General features: G+C 52.1%; 26 protein-coding genes. 16 read left to right on the forward strand and 10 right to left on the reverse strand.

Annotated elements, in window-relative coordinates; translation table 11 throughout:
* Nucleotide 1 precedes the first annotated feature (1 nt).
* On the reverse strand, nt 2-658 hold the full coding sequence (gene queC / locus AEST_RS16530) for a 7-cyano-7-deazaguanine synthase QueC (protein ID WP_008610444.1): 657 nt from the start codon (nt 656-658) through the stop codon (nt 2-4).
* 104 nt (nt 659-762) lie between these two features.
* Between queC and queE the strand changes: the two genes are divergently transcribed.
* The gene (gene queE, locus AEST_RS16535; RefSeq protein WP_039925736.1) at nt 763-1428 is read left to right on the forward strand and encodes a 7-carboxy-7-deazaguanine synthase QueE; all 666 of its coding nucleotides are present in this window, start codon (nt 763-765) and stop codon (nt 1426-1428) included.
* Nucleotides 1429-1431: 3 nt separating this feature from the next.
* On the opposite strand, the gene AEST_RS16540 is transcribed toward queE, so the two are convergent.
* From AEST_RS16540 to bepA, 5 genes are all read right to left on the reverse strand, one after another.
* Nucleotides 1432-2010: an LON peptidase substrate-binding domain-containing protein gene (locus AEST_RS16540; protein ID WP_008610446.1), complete on the reverse strand. Its 579-nt coding sequence runs from the start codon at nt 2008-2010 to the stop codon at nt 1432-1434.
* A 72-nt stretch (nt 2011-2082) separates the two neighbouring features.
* The gene (locus AEST_RS16545; protein WP_008610447.1) at nt 2083-2529 is read right to left on the reverse strand and encodes a DUF2069 domain-containing protein; all 447 of its coding nucleotides are present in this window, start codon (nt 2527-2529) and stop codon (nt 2083-2085) included.
* On the reverse strand, nt 2526-3110 hold the full coding sequence (wrbA, locus tag AEST_RS16550; protein WP_008610448.1) for an NAD(P)H:quinone oxidoreductase: 585 nt from the start codon (nt 3108-3110) through the stop codon (nt 2526-2528). Before wrbA ends, AEST_RS16545 begins: the two co-directional genes overlap by 4 nt.
* The gene (gene arsC, locus AEST_RS16555) at nt 3107-3454 is read right to left on the reverse strand and encodes an arsenate reductase (glutaredoxin) (RefSeq protein WP_008610449.1); all 348 of its coding nucleotides are present in this window, start codon (nt 3452-3454) and stop codon (nt 3107-3109) included. The genes wrbA and arsC overlap by 4 nt, the downstream gene beginning before the upstream one ends.
* Nucleotides 3455-3499: 45 nt before the next feature.
* Complete coding sequence (bepA, locus tag AEST_RS16560; protein WP_008610450.1) at nt 3500-4948, reverse strand: beta-barrel assembly-enhancing protease; 1449 nt, start codon at nt 4946-4948, stop codon at nt 3500-3502.
* A gap of 402 nt (nt 4949-5350) precedes the next feature.
* Here bepA and AEST_RS16565 point away from each other — a divergent pair, with 402 nt between their 5' ends.
* Nucleotides 5351-6421, forward strand: a complete 1071-nt coding sequence (locus AEST_RS16565; protein WP_008951990.1) for an AI-2E family transporter — start codon at nt 5351-5353, stop codon at nt 6419-6421.
* A 128-nt stretch (nt 6422-6549) separates the two neighbouring features.
* Here the strand turns inward: AEST_RS16565 and AEST_RS16570 are convergent, their stop codons facing one another.
* The 4 genes from AEST_RS16570 to AEST_RS16585 all read right to left on the reverse strand — a co-directional run bounded on the left by AEST_RS16570 (nt 6550) and on the right by AEST_RS16585 (nt 10800).
* Complete coding sequence (locus tag AEST_RS16570) at nt 6550-8565, reverse strand: TonB-dependent receptor family protein (RefSeq protein WP_008610452.1); 2016 nt, start codon at nt 8563-8565, stop codon at nt 6550-6552.
* Nucleotides 8565-9686 (reverse strand): PQQ-dependent sugar dehydrogenase, encoded by a 1122-nt coding sequence (locus AEST_RS16575; protein ID WP_008610453.1) that lies wholly within the window; start codon nt 9684-9686, stop codon nt 8565-8567. The genes AEST_RS16570 and AEST_RS16575 overlap by 1 nt, the downstream gene beginning before the upstream one ends.
* 115 nt (nt 9687-9801) lie before the next feature.
* Nucleotides 9802-10269 (reverse strand): thioredoxin-dependent thiol peroxidase, encoded by a 468-nt coding sequence (gene bcp, locus AEST_RS16580; RefSeq protein WP_008610454.1) that lies wholly within the window; start codon nt 10267-10269, stop codon nt 9802-9804.
* A gap of 9 nt (nt 10270-10278) precedes the next feature.
* Nucleotides 10279-10800: a glycine cleavage system transcriptional repressor gene (locus tag AEST_RS16585; protein WP_008610455.1), complete on the reverse strand. Its 522-nt coding sequence runs from the start codon at nt 10798-10800 to the stop codon at nt 10279-10281.
* A 167-nt stretch (nt 10801-10967) separates the two neighbouring features.
* Here AEST_RS16585 and dapA point away from each other — a divergent pair, with 167 nt between their 5' ends.
* From dapA to AEST_RS16655, 14 genes are all read left to right on the forward strand, one after another.
* Nucleotides 10968-11855, forward strand: a complete 888-nt coding sequence (gene dapA, locus AEST_RS16590; protein WP_008610456.1) for a 4-hydroxy-tetrahydrodipicolinate synthase — start codon at nt 10968-10970, stop codon at nt 11853-11855.
* Nucleotides 11856-11860: 5 nt separating this feature from the next.
* On the forward strand, nt 11861-12919 hold the full coding sequence (gene bamC, locus AEST_RS16595; RefSeq protein ID WP_008610457.1) for an outer membrane protein assembly factor BamC: 1059 nt from the start codon (nt 11861-11863) through the stop codon (nt 12917-12919).
* Between the two features lie 86 nt (nt 12920-13005).
* Nucleotides 13006-13722: a phosphoribosylaminoimidazolesuccinocarboxamide synthase gene (purC, locus tag AEST_RS16600; protein ID WP_008610458.1), complete on the forward strand. Its 717-nt coding sequence runs from the start codon at nt 13006-13008 to the stop codon at nt 13720-13722.
* A gap of 95 nt (nt 13723-13817) precedes the next feature.
* Complete coding sequence (locus AEST_RS16605) at nt 13818-14882, forward strand: DUF2066 domain-containing protein (RefSeq protein ID WP_008610459.1); 1065 nt, start codon at nt 13818-13820, stop codon at nt 14880-14882.
* Complete coding sequence (gene hda / locus AEST_RS16610; RefSeq protein ID WP_008610461.1) at nt 14883-15584, forward strand: DnaA regulatory inactivator Hda; 702 nt, start codon at nt 14883-14885, stop codon at nt 15582-15584. It begins immediately after the preceding gene.
* Between the two features lie 118 nt (nt 15585-15702).
* Nucleotides 15703-16683: a phenylalanine--tRNA ligase subunit alpha gene (pheS, locus tag AEST_RS16615; RefSeq protein WP_008610462.1), complete on the forward strand. Its 981-nt coding sequence runs from the start codon at nt 15703-15705 to the stop codon at nt 16681-16683.
* Nucleotides 16684-16698: 15 nt separating this feature from the next.
* Nucleotides 16699-19086 carry a phenylalanine--tRNA ligase subunit beta gene (pheT, locus tag AEST_RS16620; protein WP_008610464.1) on the forward strand — a complete coding sequence of 796 codons (2388 nt, stop codon included), beginning with the start codon at nt 16699-16701 and terminating at the stop codon, nt 19084-19086.
* 2 nt (nt 19087-19088) lie between these two features.
* Complete coding sequence (gene ihfA, locus AEST_RS16625; RefSeq protein WP_008610466.1) at nt 19089-19385, forward strand: integration host factor subunit alpha; 297 nt, start codon at nt 19089-19091, stop codon at nt 19383-19385.
* Nucleotides 19386-19513: 128 nt separating this feature from the next.
* Nucleotides 19514-20455, forward strand: coding sequence for a YbgA family protein (locus tag AEST_RS16630; protein ID WP_008610467.1), 942 nt, complete (start codon nt 19514-19516; stop codon nt 20453-20455).
* Complete coding sequence (gene phrB, locus AEST_RS16635) at nt 20455-21897, forward strand: deoxyribodipyrimidine photo-lyase (protein WP_008610468.1); 1443 nt, start codon at nt 20455-20457, stop codon at nt 21895-21897. Before AEST_RS16630 ends, phrB begins: the two co-directional genes overlap by 1 nt.
* Nucleotides 21890-22321 carry a nuclear transport factor 2 family protein gene (locus AEST_RS16640; RefSeq protein WP_008610470.1) on the forward strand — a complete coding sequence of 144 codons (432 nt, stop codon included), beginning with the start codon at nt 21890-21892 and terminating at the stop codon, nt 22319-22321. Before phrB ends, AEST_RS16640 begins: the two co-directional genes overlap by 8 nt.
* A 53-nt stretch (nt 22322-22374) precedes the next feature.
* Complete coding sequence (locus AEST_RS16645) at nt 22375-23628, forward strand: NAD(P)/FAD-dependent oxidoreductase (RefSeq protein WP_008610472.1); 1254 nt, start codon at nt 22375-22377, stop codon at nt 23626-23628.
* On the forward strand, nt 23628-24362 hold the full coding sequence (locus AEST_RS16650) for a DUF1365 domain-containing protein (protein WP_008610473.1): 735 nt from the start codon (nt 23628-23630) through the stop codon (nt 24360-24362). Before AEST_RS16645 ends, AEST_RS16650 begins: the two co-directional genes overlap by 1 nt.
* 11 nt (nt 24363-24373) lie before the next feature.
* Nucleotides 24374-25618: an SAM-dependent methyltransferase gene (locus AEST_RS16655; protein ID WP_008610474.1), complete on the forward strand. Its 1245-nt coding sequence runs from the start codon at nt 24374-24376 to the stop codon at nt 25616-25618.
* Nucleotides 25619-25649 lie beyond the last annotated feature (31 nt).

A 25649-nucleotide genomic window follows, 5' to 3' on the forward strand; every position in this document is an offset into this window, starting at 1 on the left:
GCTATTCATATTGAAGTGGATCAGTCGCCTGATTCAGTGCGAAGGCTTCCAGCCGCTCCTGACAGGAACCGCACTTGCCGCAGGCTTTCTCGCGGCCGTTGTAACAGGTCCAGGTTTTGCTGTAATCCAGGCCCATCGCCAAGCCGTCTTTTAATATTTCGATCTTGGTTTGATGTAGGTACGGGCTGACAATATCGACCGGCTGATAGTTGGCGATCTGGCAAACATCATTCATCTTCTGCACGAACTCCGGCCGACAGTCCGGGTAAATAAAGTGGTCACCACTATGAGCGCCATAATAAACAGCGCGGGCACCAATAGAGTCAGCATAACCGACGGCCAGCGATAACAGGATCATATTGCGGTTTGGCACCACGGTCGACTTCATATTATCGGCGGCGTAATGGCCTTCCGGGACCTCGATATCACTGGTTAGCGAGGAGCCGCTTAATAGCTGGTTAATTGCTGAAATATCGACAATTTTATGCTTAACACCCAGTTCACGGCAGACCTGTTCAGCACATTTCAGCTCTTTGACATGACGCTGACCATAGTTAAAGGACAACGCATAGACGTCATGACCATCCCGCAGCGCCCTATGTAACACCGTGTAGGAGTCCATACCACCGGAATAAATCACTACAACTTTTTGCGTCATCAGCAGCTCTCTCTTGTATAATGCCGGAAAATCGGGCCGCGTAGTATAGCTGAAGAATGCTGTGGCTGCATCAGCTGTGGCGGATTAACACAAGGTTGGGTAGGGTGTATCAGGTAAACGAAGTATTTCAGACCATTCAGGGCGAGGGCCGCTACACTGGTAAGCCTTCGATTTTTGTGCGGCTACAGGGTTGTCCGGTAGGCTGTAGCTGGTGCGATACCAAACATACCTGGACCCTGGATCCGGAACTGAAAACCAGCCCTGAGGCTATGTTGGCAAAACGCAGTGATACACCCGCCTGGGCTGAGCTGAGCCCGGCACAGTTGCTGGCGTTGTTTGCTGCTGAAGGTTATCAGGCCCGGCACGTAGTTATTACCGGTGGTGAGCCCTGTCTTTATGATTTATATCCGCTTTGTGAAGCCTTGCATCAGGCCGGTTACAGCACTCAGATTGAAACCAGCGGCACCTTTGAGGTGAAAGCGCCTGACAGCACCTGGGTCACAGTGTCGCCGAAAATTAATATGCCGGGCGGTTATAAGGTACTCGCCAGTGCGTTAGCGCGTGCCAATGAAATTAAACATCCGGTGGCGATGCAAAAGCATATAGAGGAGTTGCAAGCCTTGCTGTCTGAGCATCAGTTGCAGGATAAGCTGGTCTATCTGCAGCCAATTAGTCAGCAAAAACGCGCTACTGAACTGGCCATCGCCAGCTGCATTGCCAATAACTGGCAGCTCAGTGTGCAGGTCCATAAATATCTGGGTATTGAGTAAGGCTCAGGCGTTATGAGCCAGCCAGTGCTGTAATTGCTGTAAACAGCTTTGCGGGTCCTGAGTCGCCAGTTTAAGCTTCAGCGCCGGCTGCATGGGCAATAACTCCAGCCAGCGGCCAGCCAGCCAGGCGCCATCGGTTAGCTGCGGCTGCGGGTAGAGTGCGGCTAGCTGCGGATACTCCTGCAACAGCTCGGCAAAGGCAGCAGATAATTGGTTAAGCTCAGTGCTAAGCTCAACGCTGTGCCAGTCTGTTTCCGGCGCTACTTCGGCCACATGCAGTTTATCGTCTTCCTGCCAGCGCCGGATGATACGCTGTCGGCTGATACCACTGATGGTGATCCCCAGTAAGCCGTCGGGCAGGGTTTCAAAATCATCAACGCTGACTTTACAGACCAGTGGCAGGATCCGATCCGGGTGCTGTTGACTGACCAGCGGATTCAGCGTGGCCATAGCAAAAGGCCGTTTGCCACTGACGGCCTCTTTTACCAACCGCACATAGCGCGGCTCAAACACCCGCAACTTCATTTTGCCGCGTGGCAACAGAAAACTTCCTAAAGGAAACAGAGCCAGTTGTTCGTTCATCGTAATAGCTTAATAATGAGACACTGCATCTGTTACGCTTTGCAGCAGCCTGCAGATCGCAGGCCGGTTAAATTAATTGCGCCGTACCGGATCGTCTTTTAGTTTCGGAATTTTCAGCCCCAGTTCTTTGCCTCTGTTGCGGGCATAATAAGTACAGCCATAAAACATCAGACAAGCCAGCAACAGCTCCAGCAGCGAAAACCAGAAATAACTACCAGTGCTGACCCATAAATTGGTCAGGCTGTGCAGAAAGTACAACATGACAATAAAATTCGCCCAGGCAAAGGTATAGGCATGGCCTTTGATAATACCCCACATCGGTAACCACAGCGGCAACCACAGTAACAGTAAGGTACTGAGCAGACTTGGTTTTAACGCTTGATCGTCACCATAGCTGACCGGGGAGAGCCAAATTTGCCAGAGCGGGATCAACAGCCAAAGCCCCCAATACCCCAGGCGGCCTAGTAATAAATAACGCTGCGTATCAGCAGCCATCGGGATGGCAGCGGGTGCTGTCATAAGGTTAATCCTTGTTGTTTTACCGCCAGGCTCAGCTGCGCCAGGCGTTTGCCAAATGCCAGCGCCAGCCGCTGCTCGTCAACGGTCAGTTGGGGATCCTGTTGCATACCGCTGACATGGCTTGGACCATAAGGGGTGCCACCACTTTGCGTTTTATGCAGTTCGGGTTCGGAATAGGGGATCCCCATTAGCAGCATACCGTGATGTAATAATGGCAACATCATACTTAGTAAATTGGCTTCGTTGCCACCATGTAAGCTGCCGGACGATGTAAAGACACCGGCCGGCTTATTAATCAGCTCACCTTTCAGCCAGCTGGCGGTCGTGCCATCCCAAAAGGCTTTGGCTTCAGCCGCCATATTACCAAAGCGCACCGGGCTGCCGAAGGCCAGGCCATCACAGATTGTCAGCTCGCTGGCTTGCACCTGGGGGTGTCGTGCACTGTCCTGCTGCCCGAAGCCAGGAATACTGCGTAGCAGCGCTTCGGCGCCGGCTTGCTGCACGCCGATGGCGATTTTTTCTGCCAGGGCAGCGACTGAGCCATGGCGTGAATAATACAAAACCAGAACCTGAGCACTCATTGCAGCAAGGCCTGAAGTTGCTCAAGTGGCCGACCGATAGCGGCACGCTCTGCCACGACCAGCACCGGTCTTTCCATCAAACGCGGATGAGCGGCGATGGCGGCAAGCAGCGCCTTATCATCGAGACTGGGATCAGCCAGACCCAGTGCCTGGAATTCTTCTTCCTTACTGCGCAGCAAGGCGCGGGCCGGCAGCTGCAATTTCTGCAGTAAAGTAGTCAATTCAGCCAGCGTCAGCGGGTTTTTCAGATACTCAACCACCGTAAAGGCTTTGCCGCTTTGTTCCAGCAGTGCCAGGGCATCGCGGCTTTTTGAGCAGCGTGGGTTATGGTAGAGGGTAATCATAGGATACTCTTTTTATTCAAATTACAGTTAACGGGATAACCGCGATCACATCCGTTGTAAGCGCTCAAATTCAGCCTGCCACTGGCGCTTTTTGGCTTCCAGGCGCCGGTTCTCCAACCGGGCTTCCGGCTTAAGATGATTTAGCGCCTCGTTCAAATCGTCAATCGCTTTCGGATAATTGGCCATCTGATAGAACAGATCGGCTCGTGCCTCATAGTAACGGGCGAAATCTTCCTGCTTTTTATAGGCTTCAGCTAATAAGTCATAGGCCAGAATATTATCGTCTTTATGATACAACAAATTCCGAAGCAGATGGATGGCCAGCGGATAGCTACCGGCTTTAACCGCGACATTAGCGTAATTTAGCGTCACAACCTGGTTGTTGGGGCGCAGCAGATACTCCTGCTGTAAGCGCTCCAGCGCCTCATCAAAACGCTGTTGGCCAATTAAGATATCGGTGTAAACGTCCAGATAATAGAGATTATGCGGATCTTGTTCCATTAAAGGTTTTAGCATCTCCAGCGCGGCGGCATAGTCTTTGCCGTCCAGTAAGGCAATGGCCAGGGCATAGCGGTTCGCCCGGGTATTTCCCCCAGGTTCAGCCAGCCGGCGCTTGAAAATCACCAAGGCATCCTGGGTATTGTGATGATAACGGGCTAACACCCGGGCCTGGCTTAGCGTAAAGTCCATGCTATCGGGTACAAAACGCTGTGGGAACTGCTGGGCGCGTAAGCGGGTATCGGCCACCCGCGCTTGGGACAGCGGGTGTGTTTGTAAAAATGCCAGCTGCTGGTTGGCAAAGCGGCTTTGCTCGGCCAGACGACCGAAAAAGGTCGGCACTGCATTGGGATCAAAGCCCGCTTCCGCCAGGATCGTCATGCCGATCCGGTCTGCTTCCTGTTCATTACTGCGGGTAAAGTTAATGGCACTTTGCTGCGCCGCGCCCTGTGACGCCATCATTGCGGCCATACCCGCTTCCGGGTTAACGGTCGCCAGTACTATGGCGCCAAGTAAACCGGCAATGGTTAGCGGCGCCCGCTGATTTTGTGCTTCGACAAAGCGGGCAATATGACGCTGGGTAACGTGAGCAATTTCATGCGCCATCACCGAGGCAAATTCACTCTCGCTCTCCGCTACTGCCAGGGTGCCGGTATGAGAGGCGATATTGCCACCCAGCGTAGCAAAAGCATTAATTTGACGATTATTGACCCAGTAAAACTTAAACGGGAATTTGACATCATTAGCCCGTGCCACCAGGCGGTTACCCAATGCATTAATATATTCATCGAGCAGCGGGTCATAAACCATCGGCAGTCGGCCGCGGGTTTGTCGCATCAGGACATCACCTAGCTGCTTTTCTTTCTCCGGGGTCAGAGTAGAGAAGGCGCTACCACCGATATCCGGTAACTGACTTTGCGCCTGCGCAAAAGGGGCGTATGAGCTCAGACTGAGTAAACAGATGGCAAAAAAAGTTTTTACTGCGGGGTTTTGCATAATAAGGCAACCCTTTCTCCGGAGAATGCTGCTACAAGCTGAAGCTTTGGCAATGTCACCGGCGTTAAGTTCAGTGTAATCGCGGCTTCGGCAACAAAAAACCAGGGGGCATACTAACCTGCCTACTTTATCTTATTCAATCACTTGCTAGGGCGTGTTGACGTTTGCTGCTTGTTTTTGCAGCTGTTTGGCTGGTGTTTATACAAGGCAGAGCTTGTGATGTGTAGTTATTCTACATGAACAAGCGATAACGCAGTAGAAACGCCAGCCAAACGCTGCCCGAAGGGTTCGTGCTGGTGGTTGGAACGCAAAATGGCTGCGTTGAATTGTTAATACTGAGCGATGTATTCTTAGCGGAACTTGTTATACTGGCAGGCACTTAACTTACAGGTTTTGGCGATTATGCTCGACTGGCTAAAAAAGTGGTACACCAATAAGTTTTCTGATCCGCAGGTTGTTACTTTATTTCTGATCCTGGTTTTGGGTTTTCTTGGCATCTACTGGTTAAGCGGGATGCTGGCGCCAGTACTGGTATCGATTGCTGTTGCTTATCTGCTGGAGTGGCCGGTTTCAAAATTATGCCGCATGGGACTCAGCCGTACTCTGAGTACATCCGTTGTGGTGCTGGGGTTTATGGGGGTACTGACATTAGTATTAATGTGGATAGTGCCGCTGGCCTGGTATCAGGGCCGGAACCTACTAAAAGACTTGCCGCAGATGATTGAGCTGGGCCGGACCTATTTGCTCGAGCTGCCAGAGTTACTGCCTGGCATGGTCAGTGACGAGCAGATCCTGTTACTGATGCACTCGGTTGAAGAGCGGGTGATGGCCTTTGGCCGTCAGATGCTGTCGATGTCACTGGCGTCACTGGTCAATCTGGTAGCGTTGCTGATTTATCTGGTGCTGGTGCCGGTAATGGTGTTTTTTATGTTAAAAGATAAAGCACAGCTGATCAGTGGCTTTGTGCAGTTCCTGCCGAACGAGCGTAAGCTGATTGGCCAGGTCTGGCATGAAATGAACGTGCAGATCATGAACTATATCCGCGGCAAGATGCTTGAGATCCTGATTGTCGGCGCCGTCAGTTATCTGGTGTTTTACTTGTTTGGGCTGAACTACGCACTGTTACTGGGGATCCTGGTTGGTTTATCCGTCCTTATTCCTTATATCGGTGCTGCCGTCGTCACCTTACCGGTGGCAGTGGTGGCGCTGTTCCAGTGGGGCTTTACCGCGGAATTTGGCTATCTGATGCTGGCCTATGCCATTATTCAGGCGCTGGATGGTAATGTACTGGTACCGTTGCTATTTTCCGAAGTGGTCGATCTTAATCCGGTTTATATTATCGTGGCGGTGCTGTTTTTTGGCGGCTTGTTCGGCTTCTGGGGGGTATTCTTCGCTATCCCGTTGGCGTCTTTGGTCAAAGCCACGGCCAAAGCCTGGTCTGAGCGGCTGCATCCGACCGAATCTGCCGCCTGACCGGCTCCTGTCGCAGCATAAGCAGTGCGTTGGCACTGCTTATGCTCATGATGCGTTGCTAAGCCTTATCATACCTGAGGTGTTATCAGGCGACTTAGCAAAAAGTACTTACCATGGCTTGCCACAATTTACCACAAGTAATCCAGATTGATACCGGCACTGAGCTGCCGGCCAGGCGCGCTTTCAAAGGCCCGGCCATTGCTTTGATTCACCACCACAGCGCCGACATTATTGCGGTCGGTCAGATTCTGCAGTTGCAGCCAGCTGCGTACTTGCCATTGCCCCAGTTGCTGCGTGCTGTGCAGTGACAGATCGAAGCTAAGGCTTGCCGGGGCGAAGTCGCTGTTTTGATCATTAATCGCGATCTGATCGCGGTAACGGCTGGTCCACTCCAGAAACAGCGGCCTGGTTAACCAGGGTTGCCAGCTTAATTGCCAGTGGCTATCCAGCCTGGCGACACCGGGAATACGCTTGCCGGCAAGTTCGGCACTATCGAATTGTGCATCCAGATAGGTTAGTGCGACTTGCTGTGATAAGGCCGGTGTAAGTTGTTGCTGCCAGTAAAACTCCAGTCCCTGGCGGGCGGTCGCACCGGCGTTACGAAAGCTGGTACGGCCGTTGTCTGAGCTGGCAACCAGTAACTCATCGCTGCTGCGGATGCTAAAGGCACTGACACTAAAACGCGCTCGGCTGGCAGCATATTTGACACCGCTCTCCCACTGGCGGTTTTCGCTGGCCAGCAGTGCCAGATTCAGGCCACTTCCCTCAGGTTTATATGCCAGCTCTGCCAGGGTCGGGGCTTCAAACCCCAGTCCTGTGCTGATAAACCAGGACAACGAGTCATTGAGCCGGTAATTCAAGCCCATAGCGGCCGCCTGTTGATAGTAATTTTTACGGCCACTATCATCCGGGTTAGCACCCTGAATAAAACGGTCCCGGATCTGATAACTCAGCTCGGTATAACGCAAACCAGCATCAACACTTAGCTTTGCTGTTGCTTGCCAGTGCAAACGCCAGAACAGATCGCGATTCTCCGCCAGATTGGTTTCATCGCGGCGCAAATCACCACGTTGCCCAAAATTGTTGACGAAACCCTGGCGCTCATCATCACTACTTACCCAGGCACCACCTACGGTACTTTGCAGGACGTCTGTAAGGCGCCAGCTATATTGACCATTCACGCCCTGATATTGCCTATCCAGTGCTATATCACCGCCAGCTGAGGTAATGGCTGCCCCGGTAAAGGCGAGGCGTTGCGTGACTTCACGCTCACCGCGCCATAGCGCCAGTTGCCAGGGGCTGTGACCGCTTTGTTGCAGAGCCAGGCTAAGTTGGCGTTGCCGGGTGCTTTTCGTGGTATCGAATTGTTGTGCCTGGCTCACGGTTTGTTTCGGATCGGCGCGCCACTGTGTTGGCGTGAGGCTGAGCGGATCCTGTAATAAGGGGTCGTAGGCGAAGTCCAGTCGCAGACTGGCGCTTAGCGAGTCTGAAAGCTGTGTTTGCCAGAGACCCTGCAGTTGTTGCTTGCGGGCGGCAGAATGCGGGCGAAAGCCATCGCTTTCAAAGTGCTTTGCCGCCAGGCTAAGCTGATGCTGGCCGAGCTGTTGTCGGCCCGCTAACTGGTATTGCTGATGCTGCTGACTGACTGCCAGCGCTGTCCCGGCGCGTGCCGTGGCCTCAGTTGCGGTGCGCAAGGCAATGACCCCGCCAGCGCCATTACCATAAAGTACTGCCAGTGGCCCGCGTAACACCTCGATTTCGGCAATATTATCCAGTAACACACTGGATAATTGCCCCTGACCATCGGGCGCGGAAATTGGAATACCATCCTGTGACAAATAGATCCCGCGCACGCCAAAGGCGCTGCGACTGCCAAAACCGCGAATACTCAGCCGGGTGTCCTGCGCGAAGTTCGCGCGGCTGTCGACCTGTAAGCCCGGAATACCCTGCAGTAACTGGCCACTATCAATTAACAGGCCACTGCGGGGCAGAGCGCGGACTTCGATACTTGCTGCGGCATCCAGCCAGCGTTGCTGCTGGGCATTGGCGGTAATAACAATGACTTCAGGCGTCTGAGCCAGAGCGCCAGACGATACCGCCAGCATAATGCTGGCGGTAACAGGTTTTAGACTAGGCCCCGGCATCAGTTAGCGGCTGCCCGTAACCGTAACAGTTGACCATTGGCCTGATCGGTTAACAGATAAACAGCGCCATCGGGACCCTGACGGACATCGCGGATCCGCTGCCCGATCATAATACGTTCCTCATGACTGACTTTGTCGCCATCCAGCTCTAAGCGCACCAGTTGCCCGAAACGCAGCGAGCCTACCAGCAGGTTGTTTTGCCAGCCCGGAATGGCGTCGCTTAAGTAGAACGCCATACCACTTGGTGCAATCGAGGGTGTCCATTTATGCAGTGGTTGTTCCATACCGTCTTTCTCGGTTTGGCCGATTTTGCCGCCACCGTATTCTTCACCATAGGTGATCACCGGCCAGCCATAGTTTAGTGTTGCCCGGGCGATATTAATTTCATCGCCACCCTGAGGACCATGCTCATGGGTCCAAAGCTCGGCGGTCGTCGGATGCAGCGCTGCGCCCTGAATATTGCGATGACCATAAGACCAGATGTCATCCAACACCGCGCTGTCCTTTACATAAGGGTTATCCGCCGGGATCTGGCCATCCAGTTCCAGGCGTACTACCTTGCCGTGATGGGTATCAAAGGTCTGGGCATCATGGCGCCGGGCACCGCGATCACCTAAGGTCACGAACAGCTTACGATCCGGTGTTACCACCAGACGGCTGCCAAAATGATGCCGGCTGGCGAATTTTGGCTGGGCACTAAAGACGACTTTAACATCACTCAGGCCCGTCTCACCGAGGGTAGCAAGCGCTACGGCTGTGCTACTGGTATTTTCGGCGCCTGGCTCGGTATAGCTAAGATAAATTTGCCGGGTGGTCGCAAAGTCCGGATGTAAAATCACATCCAGTAAACCACCCTGACCAGCGGCCAGTACGGTAGGAACACCCGTTAACGGCTTGCTCAGCTCGCCATTGGCGCTGACATAACGAAGATTGCCGTTACGTTCGGTGACCAGCATGCGACCGTCTGGTAAAAAGGCTAATCCCCACGGATGTTCCAGACCCGTTGCTACGGTATCCATTTGCAGTGTGGCCTTTTCGGTGTTCAGCTGTTGCGCCACTGCGCTTAGTGAGGTGACGAGTAAACCTAAAGAGAGTAGTGAGAGACGTAACGTCTTGTTCATATTCAGCTCCTGTTGCGAGCAGCCAGGCTGCCATTTGATATCGTTTCAGATACTAGCAGCAGGGTGAACTGCTGCCCAAGCAAGATCCGGTAACTTGACCCGGTTTAGCGGCGAATTAAGACTTCAGGTAGTCCAGCACCACCTGGTGATGGTTACTGGTTTTGAAATTATCAAATACCTTAGCGATGCTGCCGTCCTGATTGATCAGGAAACTGACACGATGCAGGCCATCATACTCTTTGCCCATAAACTTCTTGGGTCCCCAAACACCAAAGGCTGCTGCAACCTGATGCGTTTCATCGCCGAGCAGCAGAAAATTCAGCTGGTCGCGCTGGGCAAACTTGGCAAGTTTGGCGGGGGCATCGGTGCTGATACCCACCACAGTGACACCGAGCGCCTGTAGTTCGGCGTTGCTATCGCGCAGCGCACAGGCTTGTACTGTGCAACCCGGGGTCATCGCTTTCGGGTAAAAATACAGTAACACTCTGCTTTGTTGCAGTAAGGCTGACAGCTTGGTTGGTTGTTGCTGTTGATCGGGCAGCGTAAAGTCGGGCGCCTGCTGGCCGGCAGTCAGTGTTTGCATAATGTATCCTTATTGTTGGGCCTGAAAGTGTCCGCTCAGGCCAAGTTGCTGCATTAAACCGGTTAATTCTGTTGCAATAATGCTGGCGTTTACGCCTTCGGGTAGCTCCAGTGTCATCTGGGTGTGCATCATTATTTTGTCTTGCTCGGTAAAGGTTTCAGATTGCAGTGAGCCGATATAAATATTGTGGCTGGCTAGCAAACCGGTAATAGCGCCGAGCGTACCAACCCGATCTGGACCGCTATAGTCCAACACATAATGTGCAACCACCTGGGTGCGCGGACGGCCTGTTGTACGTTTTGTCATGGTAGTCAGATCAAGCTCTAAGCCCAGAGCGGGTAATAAATGCTCAATGCGACTGATGGCGGCCAGATCGCCGGCCAGTAACATAATAAAGGTAAACTCACTACCAAAGATTGCCATCCGGCTATCGATTATATTGCAGTTACATTCGGTAACCAGTCGCGCCAGTTTACTGACAATGCCGGTGCGGTCTGGGCCAATGGCGGTCACAACCAGTTGTTGGGGCATAGTTTTCCTATGGTGTCGCTGGAAATAAAGGTGTCGCAGTTTAGCATAGTGTCATCTAAAGTCACTGCTCGAAGCGGCAATGCAAGCCGGTAAACAGTCTCCTTGTGTTTCCGGGGTTCTGTCTTTAACATAGGCGGCCGTAAATTTATTCGTGGAGCCAACTTAAGATGTTCAGAGGTAGTTTCGTTGCACTGATCACCCCCATGACCGCACAGGGGCAGGTAGATTATGACAGTTTACACACACTGGTCGATTTTCACCTGAAGCAGGGTAGCGATGGTCTGGTCATTATGGGAACCACAGGTGAAGCCGCGACGCTGAGTCTGACAGAGCAGCATGCGGCATTAAAGCAGGTGTGTCAGCAGGTTGCCGGACGGATCCCGGTGTTGGTCGGAAACGGCGCTATGTCGACTGCTGAGGCGGTTGAGAAAACCCGGTTTTTTGCTGATCTTCCGATAGACGGTTATCTTACGGTTACGCCTTTTTACAACAAGCCAACCCAAAAAGGCATGCTGGCGCATTTTCAGGCGGTAGCTGCGGCTACTGATAAAGCGATTTTCTTATATAACGTGCCAGGGCGGACCGGTGTCGACTTGAAAGCCGAAACGGTTGCCGAGCTGGCGAAGGTGCCTAATATCGTCGGTATTAAAGAAGCAACGGGCTCGCTGGCCCGTTTGGCTGAGTTGCAGGCCCTGTGTCCGGCCGACTTTTTGTTGTTCAGCGGTGATGATGCCAGTTTCGCCGAATTTATGTTACAAGGTGGTCATGGCGTGATCTCGGTGACTGCCAATGTCGCACCGGCGGCGATGGCAGCAATTTGCCGTGCTGCGGCGCAGGGTGATGCCGCAACGGCTAAAGCACTGGATAGCCGGCTGCAGGCGTTACATCGCGATCTTTTTATCGAATCCAACCCGATCCCAACCAAGTGGGCTTTGCTGCAGATGGGGCTGATCCAGTCAGATTTTCTGCGCTTGCCGTTGACGCAGTTGGAACCAATTTATCAAAGTACAATCGAACAGGCATTACAACAAGCCGGTATTGAGAAGCAGGAGTAGTATAGGTGCAAAAGTGGGCTAAAGGATGTGTGGCGGTCAGCGTGCTGTTAGGTGGCTGCGCCTTTTTTGACAAAGAAACAACAGAAACCCCAAGTACCTCGCAGGTTAGTTTGCGTATTCCTGAAGGTTTAGCCAAACCGAATCAGCCTGCTGCTTTTGATATCCCTGCGGTGGCACCGGTATCGGGTCAGATCGCTAACAAGAAACCACCTACCTTGATCCTGGCTACCGCCAGTAGCAGCCGGTTGGAAGAGGAAGAAAAACTGTCGCGGGTGTGGTTTGAACGTAACGATCTTACCGGCGATTTATTGCCCTTTATTCAGCAACAATTACGGGATTTTTTTGCGGCACAACAGGTTGAGTTGACCCAACTCGACGACGCCGGCTTACGTTATGAAACCGGTTGGATCCAGCGTTCACGTAGCTCAGGCTTCTGGTTATGGAAGAGTGAGAATCCGGTTGATCAGGTTCGCTACCAAATTGAGTTGGCGCCGCGGCCACATGGCCGCTCATTGAGCATGACCTCGACATTACTGGAACATCAATATTTTGTCGCCGGTGAACAACTCAGCGTTCAGGACGCCAAGGCTAACGAAGTGAACGTATTAAACCGCATTATTAATCAGGTTGCGATTGCCGAAGTGCAAGCTGCCCGTGAGCAACGTCTGGCCGTAGCGGAAGTATCGCTGGAGCCGGGCTTGGATCAGGCGGGTAACCCGGCGCTGATCACACGCCAGCCAACAGATGTGACCTGGTCACAGCTGGAGTTGTTATTCCCGGAATTAAACCTGACGGTAACGGATTTTGACCGCTCGGTGATGACTTATTATGTCAGCTATACCAAACCAACACGCGGCATCTGGCGCACTATTACCTTCCGGGATGCGCCGCTGAGCCTGCCGCTGGAAGATGGCGAATATCAGTTAGTGCTGAGTCGCCACAACGGCACAGGTACGGCGATTTCCTGGCAGGATAAGAGTGGCGAGCCACTGCCGCCGGCACTGGTTTCCGCGTTGTATGAACCTATGGTGGCGGCAATCCGCGCTGCCGGTTTAGAATTCTAAGCTGCGGTGAAAAAGTCATTTGCGAACAGGCCAAAGCCCATTATACTTTGCGCCTGATTTTCAGTGCCCGCCGTCCGGAGTAAAAAATGGTTCAAAAGACAACAGAGCTGTACCGTGGAAAAGCCAAGACTGTGTATCACACTACAGACGAGAATCTGCTGGTATTACACTTTCGCAACGATACCTCAGCCTTTGATGGTGAGCGTATTGAGCAGCTCGATCGCAAAGGCATGATCAACAACAAGTTTAACTTCTTTATCATGCAAAAGCTGGAGCAGGCCGGGATCCCGACGCAAGCCGAGCAGTTACTGAGTGACGATGAAGTACTGGTAAAAAAATTAACGATGATTCCGGTAGAGTGCGTGATCCGCAATTATGCTGCCGGTTCTTTAGTGCGCCGTCTGGGTGTCAGCGAAGGGCAGCAGTTGACGCCGCCGACTTTTGAGCTGTTTTTAAAGAACGACGCGTTGCACGACCCTATGGTCAATGAGTCACTGGCGGTGTCCTTCGGTTGGGCCACGGCGGAACAACTGGCAGAAATGAAGCGTCTGACCTACAAAGCTAACGAAGTATTATCTGCGCTGTTTGATGCGGCCGGTATGCTGTTGGTTGACTTTAAACTGGAATTTGGTTTGTTTAAGGGCCAAATCGTGCTGGGTGATGAGTTCTCACCAGACGGTTGCCGGCTGTGGGATAAAGCAACCCGCAAAAAACTGGATAAAGATCGCTTCCGCCAGGGCCTTGGCGGCGTAGTTGAAGCCTACGAGGAAGTGGCGCAACGCTTAGGCGTGAATCTCGGGTAATACCGTCAGAATAAAGCCACCGTCAGGTGGCTTTATTCTATCGTGCTTAGCTAGTCGGTAACACCGTTGCTGAAGTAAAGAAAACAGGAGTGTGCATGGTGCAGAAAATTTGGTGTGTGCTGTTAAGCAGTTGGTTGCTGTTCAGCAGCGCTGTAATGGCTAAGCCTGAGCTGTATCAGGCTGAAGTGAGTGCCGAGCAAACTCAGCAACAATGGCAACGGGAAGCACTGACACAGATCCTGGCTCGGGTCACTGGTAACCCGGATATTATGCAGCGTGCCGAGCTACGTGCTGAGCTGAATAATGCCGCCAGCTATGTGAAACAGTTTGAAGCCGTCAGAGGCGAAGCCGGTAACAGGGTGCGGGTACTGTTGGATGCCGACCGGATCCGGACTTTGCTGCAGCAACTTCAGATCCCGATCTGGGGCGGTCAGCGGCCGGAAATGTTGTTCTGGATCGTTGAGCAAGCCGGCAGCGAGCGCCGTTTTGTACGGCAGAGTGATGATCCCTGGCTGCAAGCCCTGACCCAGGTGATGGCAGAGCAGGCGCTACCTTTAACCTTGCCGCTTTATGATATCGATGACTTATTAAACCTAACCGAAAATGACGTCTGGGGCGGCTTCTGGGAGCCGATTTTATTGGCCAGCAGTCGTTATCGGGTCAATGAAGTGGTGCTGTTATTACTGGAGCAGAGCAGCGATACCGAGTGGCGCCTGACAGCGATCCGCCAGCAGGCCGGGCAACAACAGCGTGATGAGCTAACCGGCACCGATCAACAGAACTTACTGCGTGACTATGCCGCCTTGCTCAGTCAGCAGTTGGCGCGGCAATATGCCATTTTATTGGATCCGGCGGCCGAGCAGCAGGTGCGGATCCGGGTGCAGGGTACCAGCAGTTTGCGGGATGTAGTGCTGTTGGAGCGGACCTTGGCTGCAACCCTGGGCATTAAGCAGGTAAAGTTGCTCAGTCAGGGCCAGCAACAAACCGAGCTGCAGCTGACGATTCAGATATCACCAGCGCAATTACTGCAACTGCTTAACTTTGAACCCAGCCTGCAGCTGTTAACCGACAATAGTGCACCGCCAGCTTTTGACTGGGCTAATCCGGCGCCGGTGGTTACAGATGCGCCCCTGGCCGTTTATCAGCTAACTCGTCCCTGAATGCAGCCATTGCAGTTTACGCTGGCGGTGACGCTGCCAGAGGATGAAACCCTGGATAGCTTTTATGCGGCGGCAGAGAGCCCGGCGGTCAATTTTTTAAAGCATTACCTGCGACAACCCGCTGGCCAGGCACCGGTTTATCTGTTCGGTGCCAGTGGCAGCGGCAAATCGCGTTTGCTGTATGCCGCTTGTGTGCAGGCGCAGGAGCAGGGCCTTACCAGTCAGTTACTGACCTTGGAGAATATGGCAGAGCTCAGTCCCCGGCTGCTGGATAATCTGGAGCAGTTGGATTTGGTCTGCCTGGATAACATTCAGGCCATTGCCGGCGAGCTGCACTGGCAGGTCGCGATCTTTGATCTCTACAACCGCCTGGTGGAACAAGGCAAAGCCCTGATCATTGTCGGTAATCAGGCGCCACAACAGCTGGGGATTACCCTGCCGGATCTGGTGTCGCGCTTACATGCCTGCACCAGCTTTCAGCTGCGGTTATTAAGTGATGACGATAAACAGAAACTGCTGCAACAAAAGGCCCGCTTGCGCGGTATTGAGTTGCCGGATGAAGCGGCGCGTTATCTGCTGAATCATCATGATCGGGATATCCGCTCGCTGGTCAGTATCCTGGATCGGCTGGATAAAGCTTCCATCGTGCATCAGCGTAAGCTGACCATCCCCTTTATCCGCGAAACCCTGCAAGCCGGTTAAACGCCGTTTTACTGAAAAAGTCCAAAAAAATCCTTAACGTGCACTGCGTGGCGGCCGCTTTTTATTGTATGATTAGCGGCTTTGAAATTGATCAATCCTGGTGACACTGAGGATAACCATGAACCTGTCAGCGATATTACAAGAAGCGCTGGCCGCAGTAGCTGCGGCTAACGATATTCCGGCTCTGGAAGAGGTTCGCGTAACCTTTATGGGCAAAAAAGGCAGCATTACTGAGCTGCTGAAATCTTTAGGCGCGATGGATCCGGAAGCGCGTAAGCTGGCCGGCCAGCATATTAACGAGTTAAAGCAGCAGGTTCAGGACGCGCTGAATGAGAAGCGTGATGCGCTGCAACAAGCCCAATTACTGGCCAAACTGGCACAGGAAAAAATTGATGTTACCCTGCCAGGCCGTAGCCTGGAGCAAGGTGGTTTACATCCGGTCAGCCGCACTATAGCGCGGATCGAAAGCTTTTTCGCTGAGCTGGGTTTTGAAACCAAGCAGGGCCCGGAAATTGAAGACGATTTCCACAACTTTGATGCGCTGAATATTCCGGAGCATCACCCGGCTCGGGCCGATCACGATACCTTTTATTTTAATCCGAAGCTGATGTTGCGCACCCAGACTTCGGGTGTGCAGATCCGTACTATGGAGCAGCAACAGCCACCACTGCGGATTATTTCACCCGGCCGCGTGTATCGTAACGATTACGACATGACTCACACCCCGATGTTCCACCAGGTGGAAGGTTTGATGGTGGATAAAAATGTCAGCTTTACCGAGCTCAAAGGTATCCTGCATGACTTTTTACATAACTTCTTCGAAGAAGACTTAAAAATCCGTTTCCGGCCGTCGTTCTTCCCCTTTACTGAGCCATCCGCCGAAGTGGATGTGATGGGTAAGAATGGTAAATGGCTGGAGGTATTGGGCTGCGGTATGGTGCACCCGAATGTGTTGCGTTCGGTTGGTATCGACCCTGAAGTGTATAGCGGTTTTGCCTTTGGTATGGGCGTAGAGCGGCTGACGATGTTGCGCTACGGTGTGACCGATCTGCGCGCCTTCTTCGAAAATGATGTTCGTTTCTTAAAGCAGTTCAGATAAGCGGAGTAGCAAGCAATGAAATTTAGTGAATCCTGGTTACGGGAATGGGTGAATCCGGCACTGGATAGCACAGCCTTATCTGAACAGTTGTCGATGGCCGGCCTGGAAGTGGACGGCATGGACAAGGTTGCTGGTGATTTCCACGGTGTGGTAGTGGGCGAAGTCGTCGAGTGTGGTAAGCATCCGGAAGCGGATAAACTGCAGGTAACTAAAGTAAATATCGGTGGCGCCGAGCTACTGGATATCGTATGCGGTGCTAGAAACTGCCGTCTTGGTCTTAAAGTGGCTGTTGCTACCGTTGGTGCCGTGTTACCGGGTAACTTTGAAATTAAACAGGCTAAGTTACGCGGTCAGCCATCGCATGGCATGCTGTGTTCGTTCTCTGAGCTTGGCATGGCGGATGATTCAGACGGCATTATTGAGTTACCGGCCGATGCGCCAATCGGTCAGGACCTGCGCCAGTATTTAGCGCTGGATGATTTGAGTATCGAAGTAGACCTAACGCCAAACCGTGCCGATTGTCTGGGCATTAAGGGGCTGGCGCGGGAAGTCGCAGTACTGAATAAACTGAGCGTCTGTGAGCCGGAAATTACCGCGGTGCCAGCCACTATCAGTGATAGCAAAGCCATTCAGCTGCTGGCACCGGCGGCTTGTCCACGCTATTTAGGCCGGGTGATCCGTAATGTTAACCTCAGTGCATTAAGTCCGCTCTGGTTAACCGAAAAACTGCGCCGCTGTGGTGTCCGCAGTATTGATCCGGTAGTGGATGTCACCAACTATGTGCTGCTGGAGCTCGGTCATCCGATGCATGCCTTTGACCTGGCGAAGCTGGACGGTGATATTCAGGTGCGCTTTGCTCACAGCGGTGAAAAACTGACGTTACTCGATGGCAACGAGGTCACGCTGCAAGACAATACCTTACTGATTGCTGACCAGCAGAAAGCACTGGCGATGGCCGGTATTTTCGGTGGCTTGTACAGTGGTGTAACGGCGGAAACGACGGATATTTTCCTGGAAAGCGCCTTCTTTGCACCGCAGCTGATTGCTGGTAAAGCACGGCAATACGGTTTGCACACCGATGCGTCACATCGTTATGAGCGCGGTGTTGATCCTGAGCTGCAACGCACGGCGATGGAGCGGGCAACGGCGCTGTTACTGCAAATTGTCGGTGGCGAAGCCGGTCCGGTGGTCGAAGCGGTGGCGCCTGAGCATTTACCACAAAAAGCCCCGATCCTGTTAACGGAAGCTAAGCTTGACCGTATTCTGGGGCATCAGATCGCGAAAACAGAAGTCAGCGATATTCTAAGCCGGCTGGGTTTAAAGGTCACTGAGACAGTGGACGGCTGGCAGGTTCTGGTACCGGGCTATCGCTTTGATATCAGTATCGCTGAAGATCTGATTGAAGAAGTGGCGCGGGTGTATGGCTATAACAATATTCCGAATGTTGCGCCGGTAGCTGCCCTGAAAATGCGCAGCTTTAAAGAAGCCGCCTTAAGTGTTGACACCATGCGCCAGCTACTGGTTGACCGTGGTTATCAGGAAGCCATCACTTATAGCTTTGTCGATCCTAAGGTCCAGCAAAGCCTGTTCCCGGGCGTAGATGCGTTGGTATTGCCCAACCCGATTTCAGCCGATATGTCGGCAATGCGGCTTAACCTGTGGCCAGGTTTACTGCAGGCCGTGCAATATAACCAAAGCCGGCAGCAAAACCGTTTACGCTTATTTGAATATGGCCTGAAGTTTATTCCTGATGCGACAGCAGAAGGTGGTGTGCGTCAGGTACCGGTGATTGGCGGTGTGATTGTCGGTTCACTGGCCAATGAGCACTGGAGTATTGCTGAGCGGCCAGTAGACTTCTTTGATATCAAAGGCGATGTAGAAGCCTTATTGGGCTTACTGTCAGCCAATGAGCAGGTACGCTTTAGCGCCGCTGAGCACAGTGCACTGCATCCGGGGCAAACCGCGCAAGTGTGGGTCAATGATCAGGCGGCAGGTTATCTGGGGGCCTTACATCCGGAAGCCGAGCGCAAGCTGGGGATTAAAGGCAAAGCCTATCTGTTTGAATTAGAACTGGCTGCACTTGGCGAGCGGCACATAGTACAGGCGCAGGAGCTGTCGAAGTATCCGGCGAACCGTCGCGATCTGGCGATTGTCGTGAAATCTGATGTGCATTTTGCCGATATTGTTGCTAGTATAAAAAAAGTTGGCGTAAATCAGTTAGTTGACCTAAAATTGTTTGACGTATACACCGGTCAGGGTGTCGCAGACGGCTTTAAGTCACTGGCGATCGCGCTGACCTTGCAGGATAAGGCGCGTACCCTTGAGGATAAAGATATCCAACAAGTGGTAAATCAAGTGGTTAGCGTGCTTAAAGATGATTTCGACGCAACGTTGAGGGATTAAAGATGGCGCTTACCAAAGCTGATTTAGCAGAACGTCTGTTTACCAAATTTGGCGTGAGCAAACGCGATGCCAAGCTGATAGTGGAAGCTTTTTTTGAAGAAATCCGGACGGCACTGGAGTCGGGCGAACAGGTTAAGCTTTCCGGCTTTGGTAATTTCGACCTGCGGGTGAAGAATGAACGACCGGGACGCAATCCGAAAACCGGTGAAGACATTCCGATCTCGGCCCGCTGCGTGGTGACTTTCCGCCCGGGACAGAAATTAAAGTCGCGGGTTGAGACAGGCACCAGTAAGAAGTAGGGCTTGTTCTTCGACAAAGACGGTAGTTAGGTAACTAACTACCGTTTTTTTTTGCTTTTTTTCAAGATGATTGATCCGTTTGCACTACAGTGCTGTAAAGAAAACAAGTCAGTTATGGGTTAAAGAATATGGCAGTTAAAATTGGCATCAGTGCCTGTGTGCTGGGCGCGCAAGTGCGCTTTGATGGCGGGCATAAAGCTTCAACCTTTTGTACGCAGCAGTTAAAGCCACTGGTGGAGTATGTGCCGGTGTGTCCGGAGCAAGCCATTGGCATGAGTGTGCCGCGACCGCCAATTCGCCTGCAGTATAATGCTGAGCAGCAGATCCGTTTAGTGCAAACCCGCGATAATAGTCTGGATTACACCGAGCAGATGTTGAGCTTCACCGCTAAACTGCTGCCGCAGTTGGCAGATTTAAGTGGTTACATTGTGTGCGCCAAGTCACCAAGCTGTGGCATGGAGCGGGTAAAACTTTATGATGCCGAAGGTAATAACCTGGGGAAACAAGCGGTCGGGCTTTATACCCGGCAGCTGATGCAGCATTATCCCTGGTTACCGGTGGAGGAAGATGGCCGCTTGCTGGATCCGGCGTTAAAGGAGAATTTTATCGCCCGGGTTTTTGCTTGTTATGACTACCAGCAAAGTATGCGCGATGGCTTTAGTATTGGTAAGTTGGTGGCGTTTCACAGCCGCTATAAATTCCAGCTGTTGGCGCATAGTCCGCAAGCATACCGGCAACTGGGGCGTCTGGTCGCTGAAGCCAAGTTATTTCAGCCGCAAGAGTTGCAGCTGCGCTATCTGACGGAGTTAATGCAGGCGATGCGGCAAATTGCCAGTCGTAAACAGCATACCAATGTGCTGCAGCATTTACAGGGCTTTTTTAAGAAAGTGCTGGAGCCAGCCAGCCGTGCTGAATTAAGCGAACTGATTGATCGCTACCGCCGTGGCTTCGTACCACTGTTAGCGCCGGTGACCTTATTACAGCATCATCTGCGGCGCTATCCAAACCAATACTTACAACAGCAAAGTTATTTTGCCCCTTATCCGGAACAATTAGGATTACGCGCCTGATGCAAACACCTGTACATCTGGTCTGGCTGAGACATGATTTGCGTGTCTATGATAATCAGGCACTCCATACCGCCTGCAGTGCTGCAGCGCATGACAAGGGCATTGTGCTGGCACTGTTTATCGCCACACCACTAAGCTGGAACGCGCATCAGATGGCGCCGCTGCGTCAGGACCTGCTGCGTCGTCGCGTGCAGGCGATGCAAACAGAGCTGGCGGCGTTGAATATTCCTCTGCTGGCAGTTGAGGGCACTGACTATGCCAGCTGCGCGCCACTAATCGCAGCGTTATTGCCGCTTGGTGTTAAGGCGCTGTATGCGCAAGTTGAATATGAACTGCGCGAGCAGCGGCGCGACCAGCAGGTTAGCGCCTTATTAGCACAGCAGGGTGTCGCCGCACATTGGTTTGACCGGCTTTGCATTATGCCGCCTGGTAGTATCCGCACCCAGCAAGGCGAGATCTATAAGGTCTTTACCCCCTTTAAGCGCAACTGGTTACAGCGCCTGGCGTCCGACGGTATTCAGTGTTATCCGAAGCCTACGCTGCAGACGGAACACACATTGTCGCTACCGGCATTAGCGCCGATGCAAGCGCCGGATCAGAGCTCAGGCGACTGGCCGGTTAGCGAAGCGGAGATCCTGACGCGGATGCGCAGTTTTTGTCAGCAGCGGGTCAGCGCTTATCAGCAAGAGCGGGACTTTCCGGCCATTGCCGGTACCTCACAGTTATCGCCTTATTTAGCCATCGGCGTGATATCAGCACAGCAGTGTGTCGCCCGGTTGCAACTGGAGGCCAAAGAGGCGATGTGGCAGGAGAAAAGCGGCGCGGCGGTCTGGCTGTCTGAGCTGATTTGGCGCGATTTTTATAAGCATATCCTGGTCGCCTTTCCTCACTTAATCAAACACCGCGCGTTTCAGGCGGAGACCGATCTGATCCGATGGCCAAACGAGCAGGCACGCTTTACTGCCTGGTGTCGCGGCGAAACCGGTTATCCGATCGTGGATGCCGCCATACGCCAGCTGAATCAAACCGGCTGGATGCATAACCGGCTGCGGATGATTACTGCCAGCTTTCTGGTTAAGGATTTACATATTGATTGGCGCTGGGGCGAGCAATATTTTATGTCAAAGCTACTCGATGGTGACTTTGCGGCCAATAATGGCGGTTGGCAGTGGGCCGCGTCTACCGGCACGGATGCGGCACCTTATTTCCGGATCTTTAATCCGGTAACCCAAAGTGAGCGTTTTGACCCTAGCGGTGACTTTATCCGGCGATTTGTGCCAGAGCTCTCGGCGAAAACTGGCAAGGATTTACATTGGCCACACCGGCTGGTTACCCCCAAAGGCTACGTAAAGCCAATAGTTGATCATAATGAGGCCCGTAAACAGACGCTGGCGCTGTTTGCAGCAGTAAAAGGTAAGGCGGCGGAGGCAGTCGATGCTTGACCCTAAACTACAAGCGTTTTTAGATTTTTATAACAGTCTGTCTGCGAATGGTCTGGATGCCATCGCTGACTATTATGCGGAACAGGTACAGTTTATTGATCCGGTGCATGAAATTAATAGCCGCTCGGCGTTACAACACTATCTGGCTCATGGTTATCAGCGCTTAAATTATGCCCGCTTTACGCCGGTAAGCGGCCTGTGTCAGGGCGAGCGGGGTTTTCTGAGCTGGCAGATGCGCTTTAGTCACCCGGCCTTTGCCAAAGGGCAGGAAATTCTGGTGCACGGTAGCACCGAGCTGGCCTGGCAGGATGGCCGGATTTGTTATCACCGCGATTACTATGATCTGACTGAAATGGTCTATCAGCATATTCCGCTGTTGGGCTGGTTAACCCGGCAGGTTAAACAAAAAATCGCTGCGAGCTAATAGTCGCAGCTTATGTCACTTAAATTGATGATAAGTATTTCATAAGGGATCTTATGCGTATAGCAGTAATAGGTGGCGGTATCGCCGGTATGCTCAGCTGGTATTTACTGAAGCAAAAATACCAGGTGACCTTGCTGGAAGCCAATGATTATCTGGGCGGCCATACCGCGACCAAGCTGGTGGAATACCAAGGTAAAACCTATCCTATCGATACCGGTTTTATTGTGTTTAATAACTGGACCTATCCGGTGTTTAATAAGTTTATTGCCGAACTTGGTGTGGCATCGCTGCCTACTGAGATGAGCTTTTCCGTTAAAAATACCCAACATAATCTGGAATATAACGGCAATAACTTCGCCTCGTTATTTGCGCAGAAGCGAAATATCCTGCGGCCATCGTTCTGGAAAATGCTGCTGGAGATTGTGCGCTTTAACAAGCTTGGTAAGCAGTTGGTTGCTGAAGATCATGCGGATCTAGATTTGGATCTCGGTACCTTTCTGGATAAACATGGCTTTGGTAAAGGTATTCGAGATAACTATTTAATGCCGATGGGCGCGGCGATTTGGTCAGCCGGTTTGACCGAAATGCCAAAATTTCCGGTGCGCTTTTTCCTGCGTTTCTTTAACAATCATGGTCTGCTTAATGTCAATGAACGGCCACAGTGGGCGGTCATTAAAGGCGGCTCTAAAAGCTATGTTGACGCACTGCTGGCAAAGGCAGGCACTGATAGCATTCGCTTAAATCAGCAGATCAGCGGTGTACGCCGTGACGAGACGGGCGTGACCATTCAATTTGCGGACGGTCATACCGAGCAGTATGACAAAGTCGTGTTTGCTTGCCATAGCGATCAGGCATTAAAGCTGTTGCAGGATCCAAGTAACGAGGAGCAGCAAATTCTCGGCGGTATTGCCTATCAGGAAAATGAGGTGGTGTTGCATACCGACACCTCTTTGTTGCCGGTGCGTAAAGCCGCCTGGGCCTCCTGGAACTATAACCTGGACAGCCAGCATAGCGATCGCGCTACCCTGACTTACAATATGAATATTCTGCAGCGTTTGCAGGCACCGGTCACCTTTTGTGTTACGCTGAATAATACCCAACGTATTGCTAAGGATAAGATTTTGGGGATCTATCACTATGCCCATCCGGTGTATAACCATATGACCCTGGCTTGTCAGCAGCAACGCAGCCAAATTAACGGTCAGCGGCATAGCTATTTCTGCGGTGCCTACTGGTATAACGGCTTTCATGAAGATGGCGCCCGTAGCGCAGTTGACGTTGCCGCCCTGTTGGGAGTGGACTATTGATGCAGCCCGGTCACGCTGTCTATTGTGGCCGGGTCGGTCATAAACGCTTTTTGCCAAAGCAGCATGGTTTTGATTATCCCTATGCTGCCTACTGGCTGGACTGCAGCCAACTGACCCCTGCCAGCTTAACCGCGGTGGGTATTCAGGCTGAGCGGTTTGGTGCCATTAGTTTTCGCCGTGCCGATTATCTGGCGGGTGATGCTGATTTAGCGCAGGCGGTACGCGATAAGGTGCAGCTGCTGGGTGGTATTGAACCAATCGCCAAGGTATTTTTACTGTCACCACTGGCCAGTTTGGGGCTTTATTTTAGCCCGCTGACGCTGTACTACTGCTATAACGACAGTGGTGAGTTGCGTTATTTGCTCTGTGAGGTCACCAATACGCCGTGGAATGAGCGGCACTATTATCTGCAGACGCTAAGTAGCGAACAGCAGCAGTATCAGCATCAAAAAGCTTTTCATGTCTCGCCGTTTAATCCGCTGGATATGGAGTATCGCTGGCAAATTGAGGCGCCTACCGAACAGTTGTTTTGCAGTATTACCAATTTAAAGCAACAGCAGGCGGTATTTAGCGCCTGGTTTAAATTACAACGCTTTGCGCTGACCCAGGCGGTACGCCGGCGGATCCTGATCCGGCAGCCGTGGCAAAGCGTACAGATTATGAGTCGCATCTACTGGCAGGCATTGAAGCTTTTGATAAAACGCGTTCCGGTGTATGCCTATCCTAAATCCTGAGGTTCTGAGTCATGAGTTTATCGCTAAGCGAAAAAGCGGTGTTTGATAATTTAGGCTGGTTTGACCGGCTGTGTCGCAAATTTACCCTGAATTTTTTAAGTCAGTTACGCCATGGCAGTATTACCGTGATAGAAGCCGGTGAAGCACAGCAGTTTGGTGATGCTGATGCCGAATTAAACACAACTATTACGGTCACCGATCCGGCTTTTTATCAAAAACTGGTGCTGGCCGGTTCAGTGGGCGGGGGCGAGGCCTATATTCACGGTTTTTGGCGCTGCGATAACCTAACTGCGCTGGTGCAAATCTTTGCTCGTAACCTTGATGTTCTGGATAAGATGGATTCCACCTGGGCGCGCTTAAGCCGGCCAATGCTTAAGCTGCTGAATTTCCGTAACCGCAACACGATTTCACAGTCCAGACGCAATATTGCTGCCCATTATGATCTGGGTAATGCCATGTATCAGCTGTTTCTGGATCCGAGCATGATGTATTCCAGCGCGGTCTATCCAACGGCAGACAGTACACTAGAGCAGGCACAACAGCATAAGTTACAGCAGATCTGTGAACGTTTGCAGTTAAAAGCCTCTGATCACCTGCTTGAAATTGGTACCGGTTGGGGCAGTATGGCGATCTATGCCGCCCAGCACTATGGTTGTAAAGTCACCACCACCACGATTTCACAGCAACAATACGATTATACTAAGGCGCGGATAGCTGAGCTTGGCCTGCAGGATAAAATCACCTTACTATTTGAAGATTATCGCTTACTAACCGGTACCTACGATAAGTTAGTCTCCATTGAAATGATCGAAGCCGTCGGCGATGATTTCCTGGATAACTACTTTGAAAAGTGTAGCAGCCTGTTAAAGTCAGACGGCATTATGGTGCTGCAAGCGATTACGATGGTCGATCACCGTTATCAACAGTATGTGCGTGAGGTCGACTTTATTAAACGCTATATTTTTCCGGGCGGTTGTTTACCCTCAATTAGCCGGATGGCCAGTGCCGTAGCCAATAAAACCGATCTGGTGATCCGTCAGGTACAGGACATCGGTTTTGACTACGCCAGAACGTTAAAAGACTGGTGTGATAATTTTATGGCACAGCGTGATGCAGTGCATCAGCTGGGTTATGACGATAATTTTATCCGGCTGTGGCACTTTTACCTGTGTTACTGCGAGGGGGGCTTTCGTGAGCGCGCCACCAGTGCGGTGCATTTAGTGCTCAGTAAACCGCAGAACCGCAGTGTGTTTTAACCCACTTTAAAGAAACAACAACGCCGGCATT

The organism is Alishewanella aestuarii B11, assembly GCF_000280055.1.
Taxonomy (GTDB): Bacteria; Pseudomonadota; Gammaproteobacteria; order Enterobacterales; family Alteromonadaceae; genus Alishewanella; species Alishewanella aestuarii.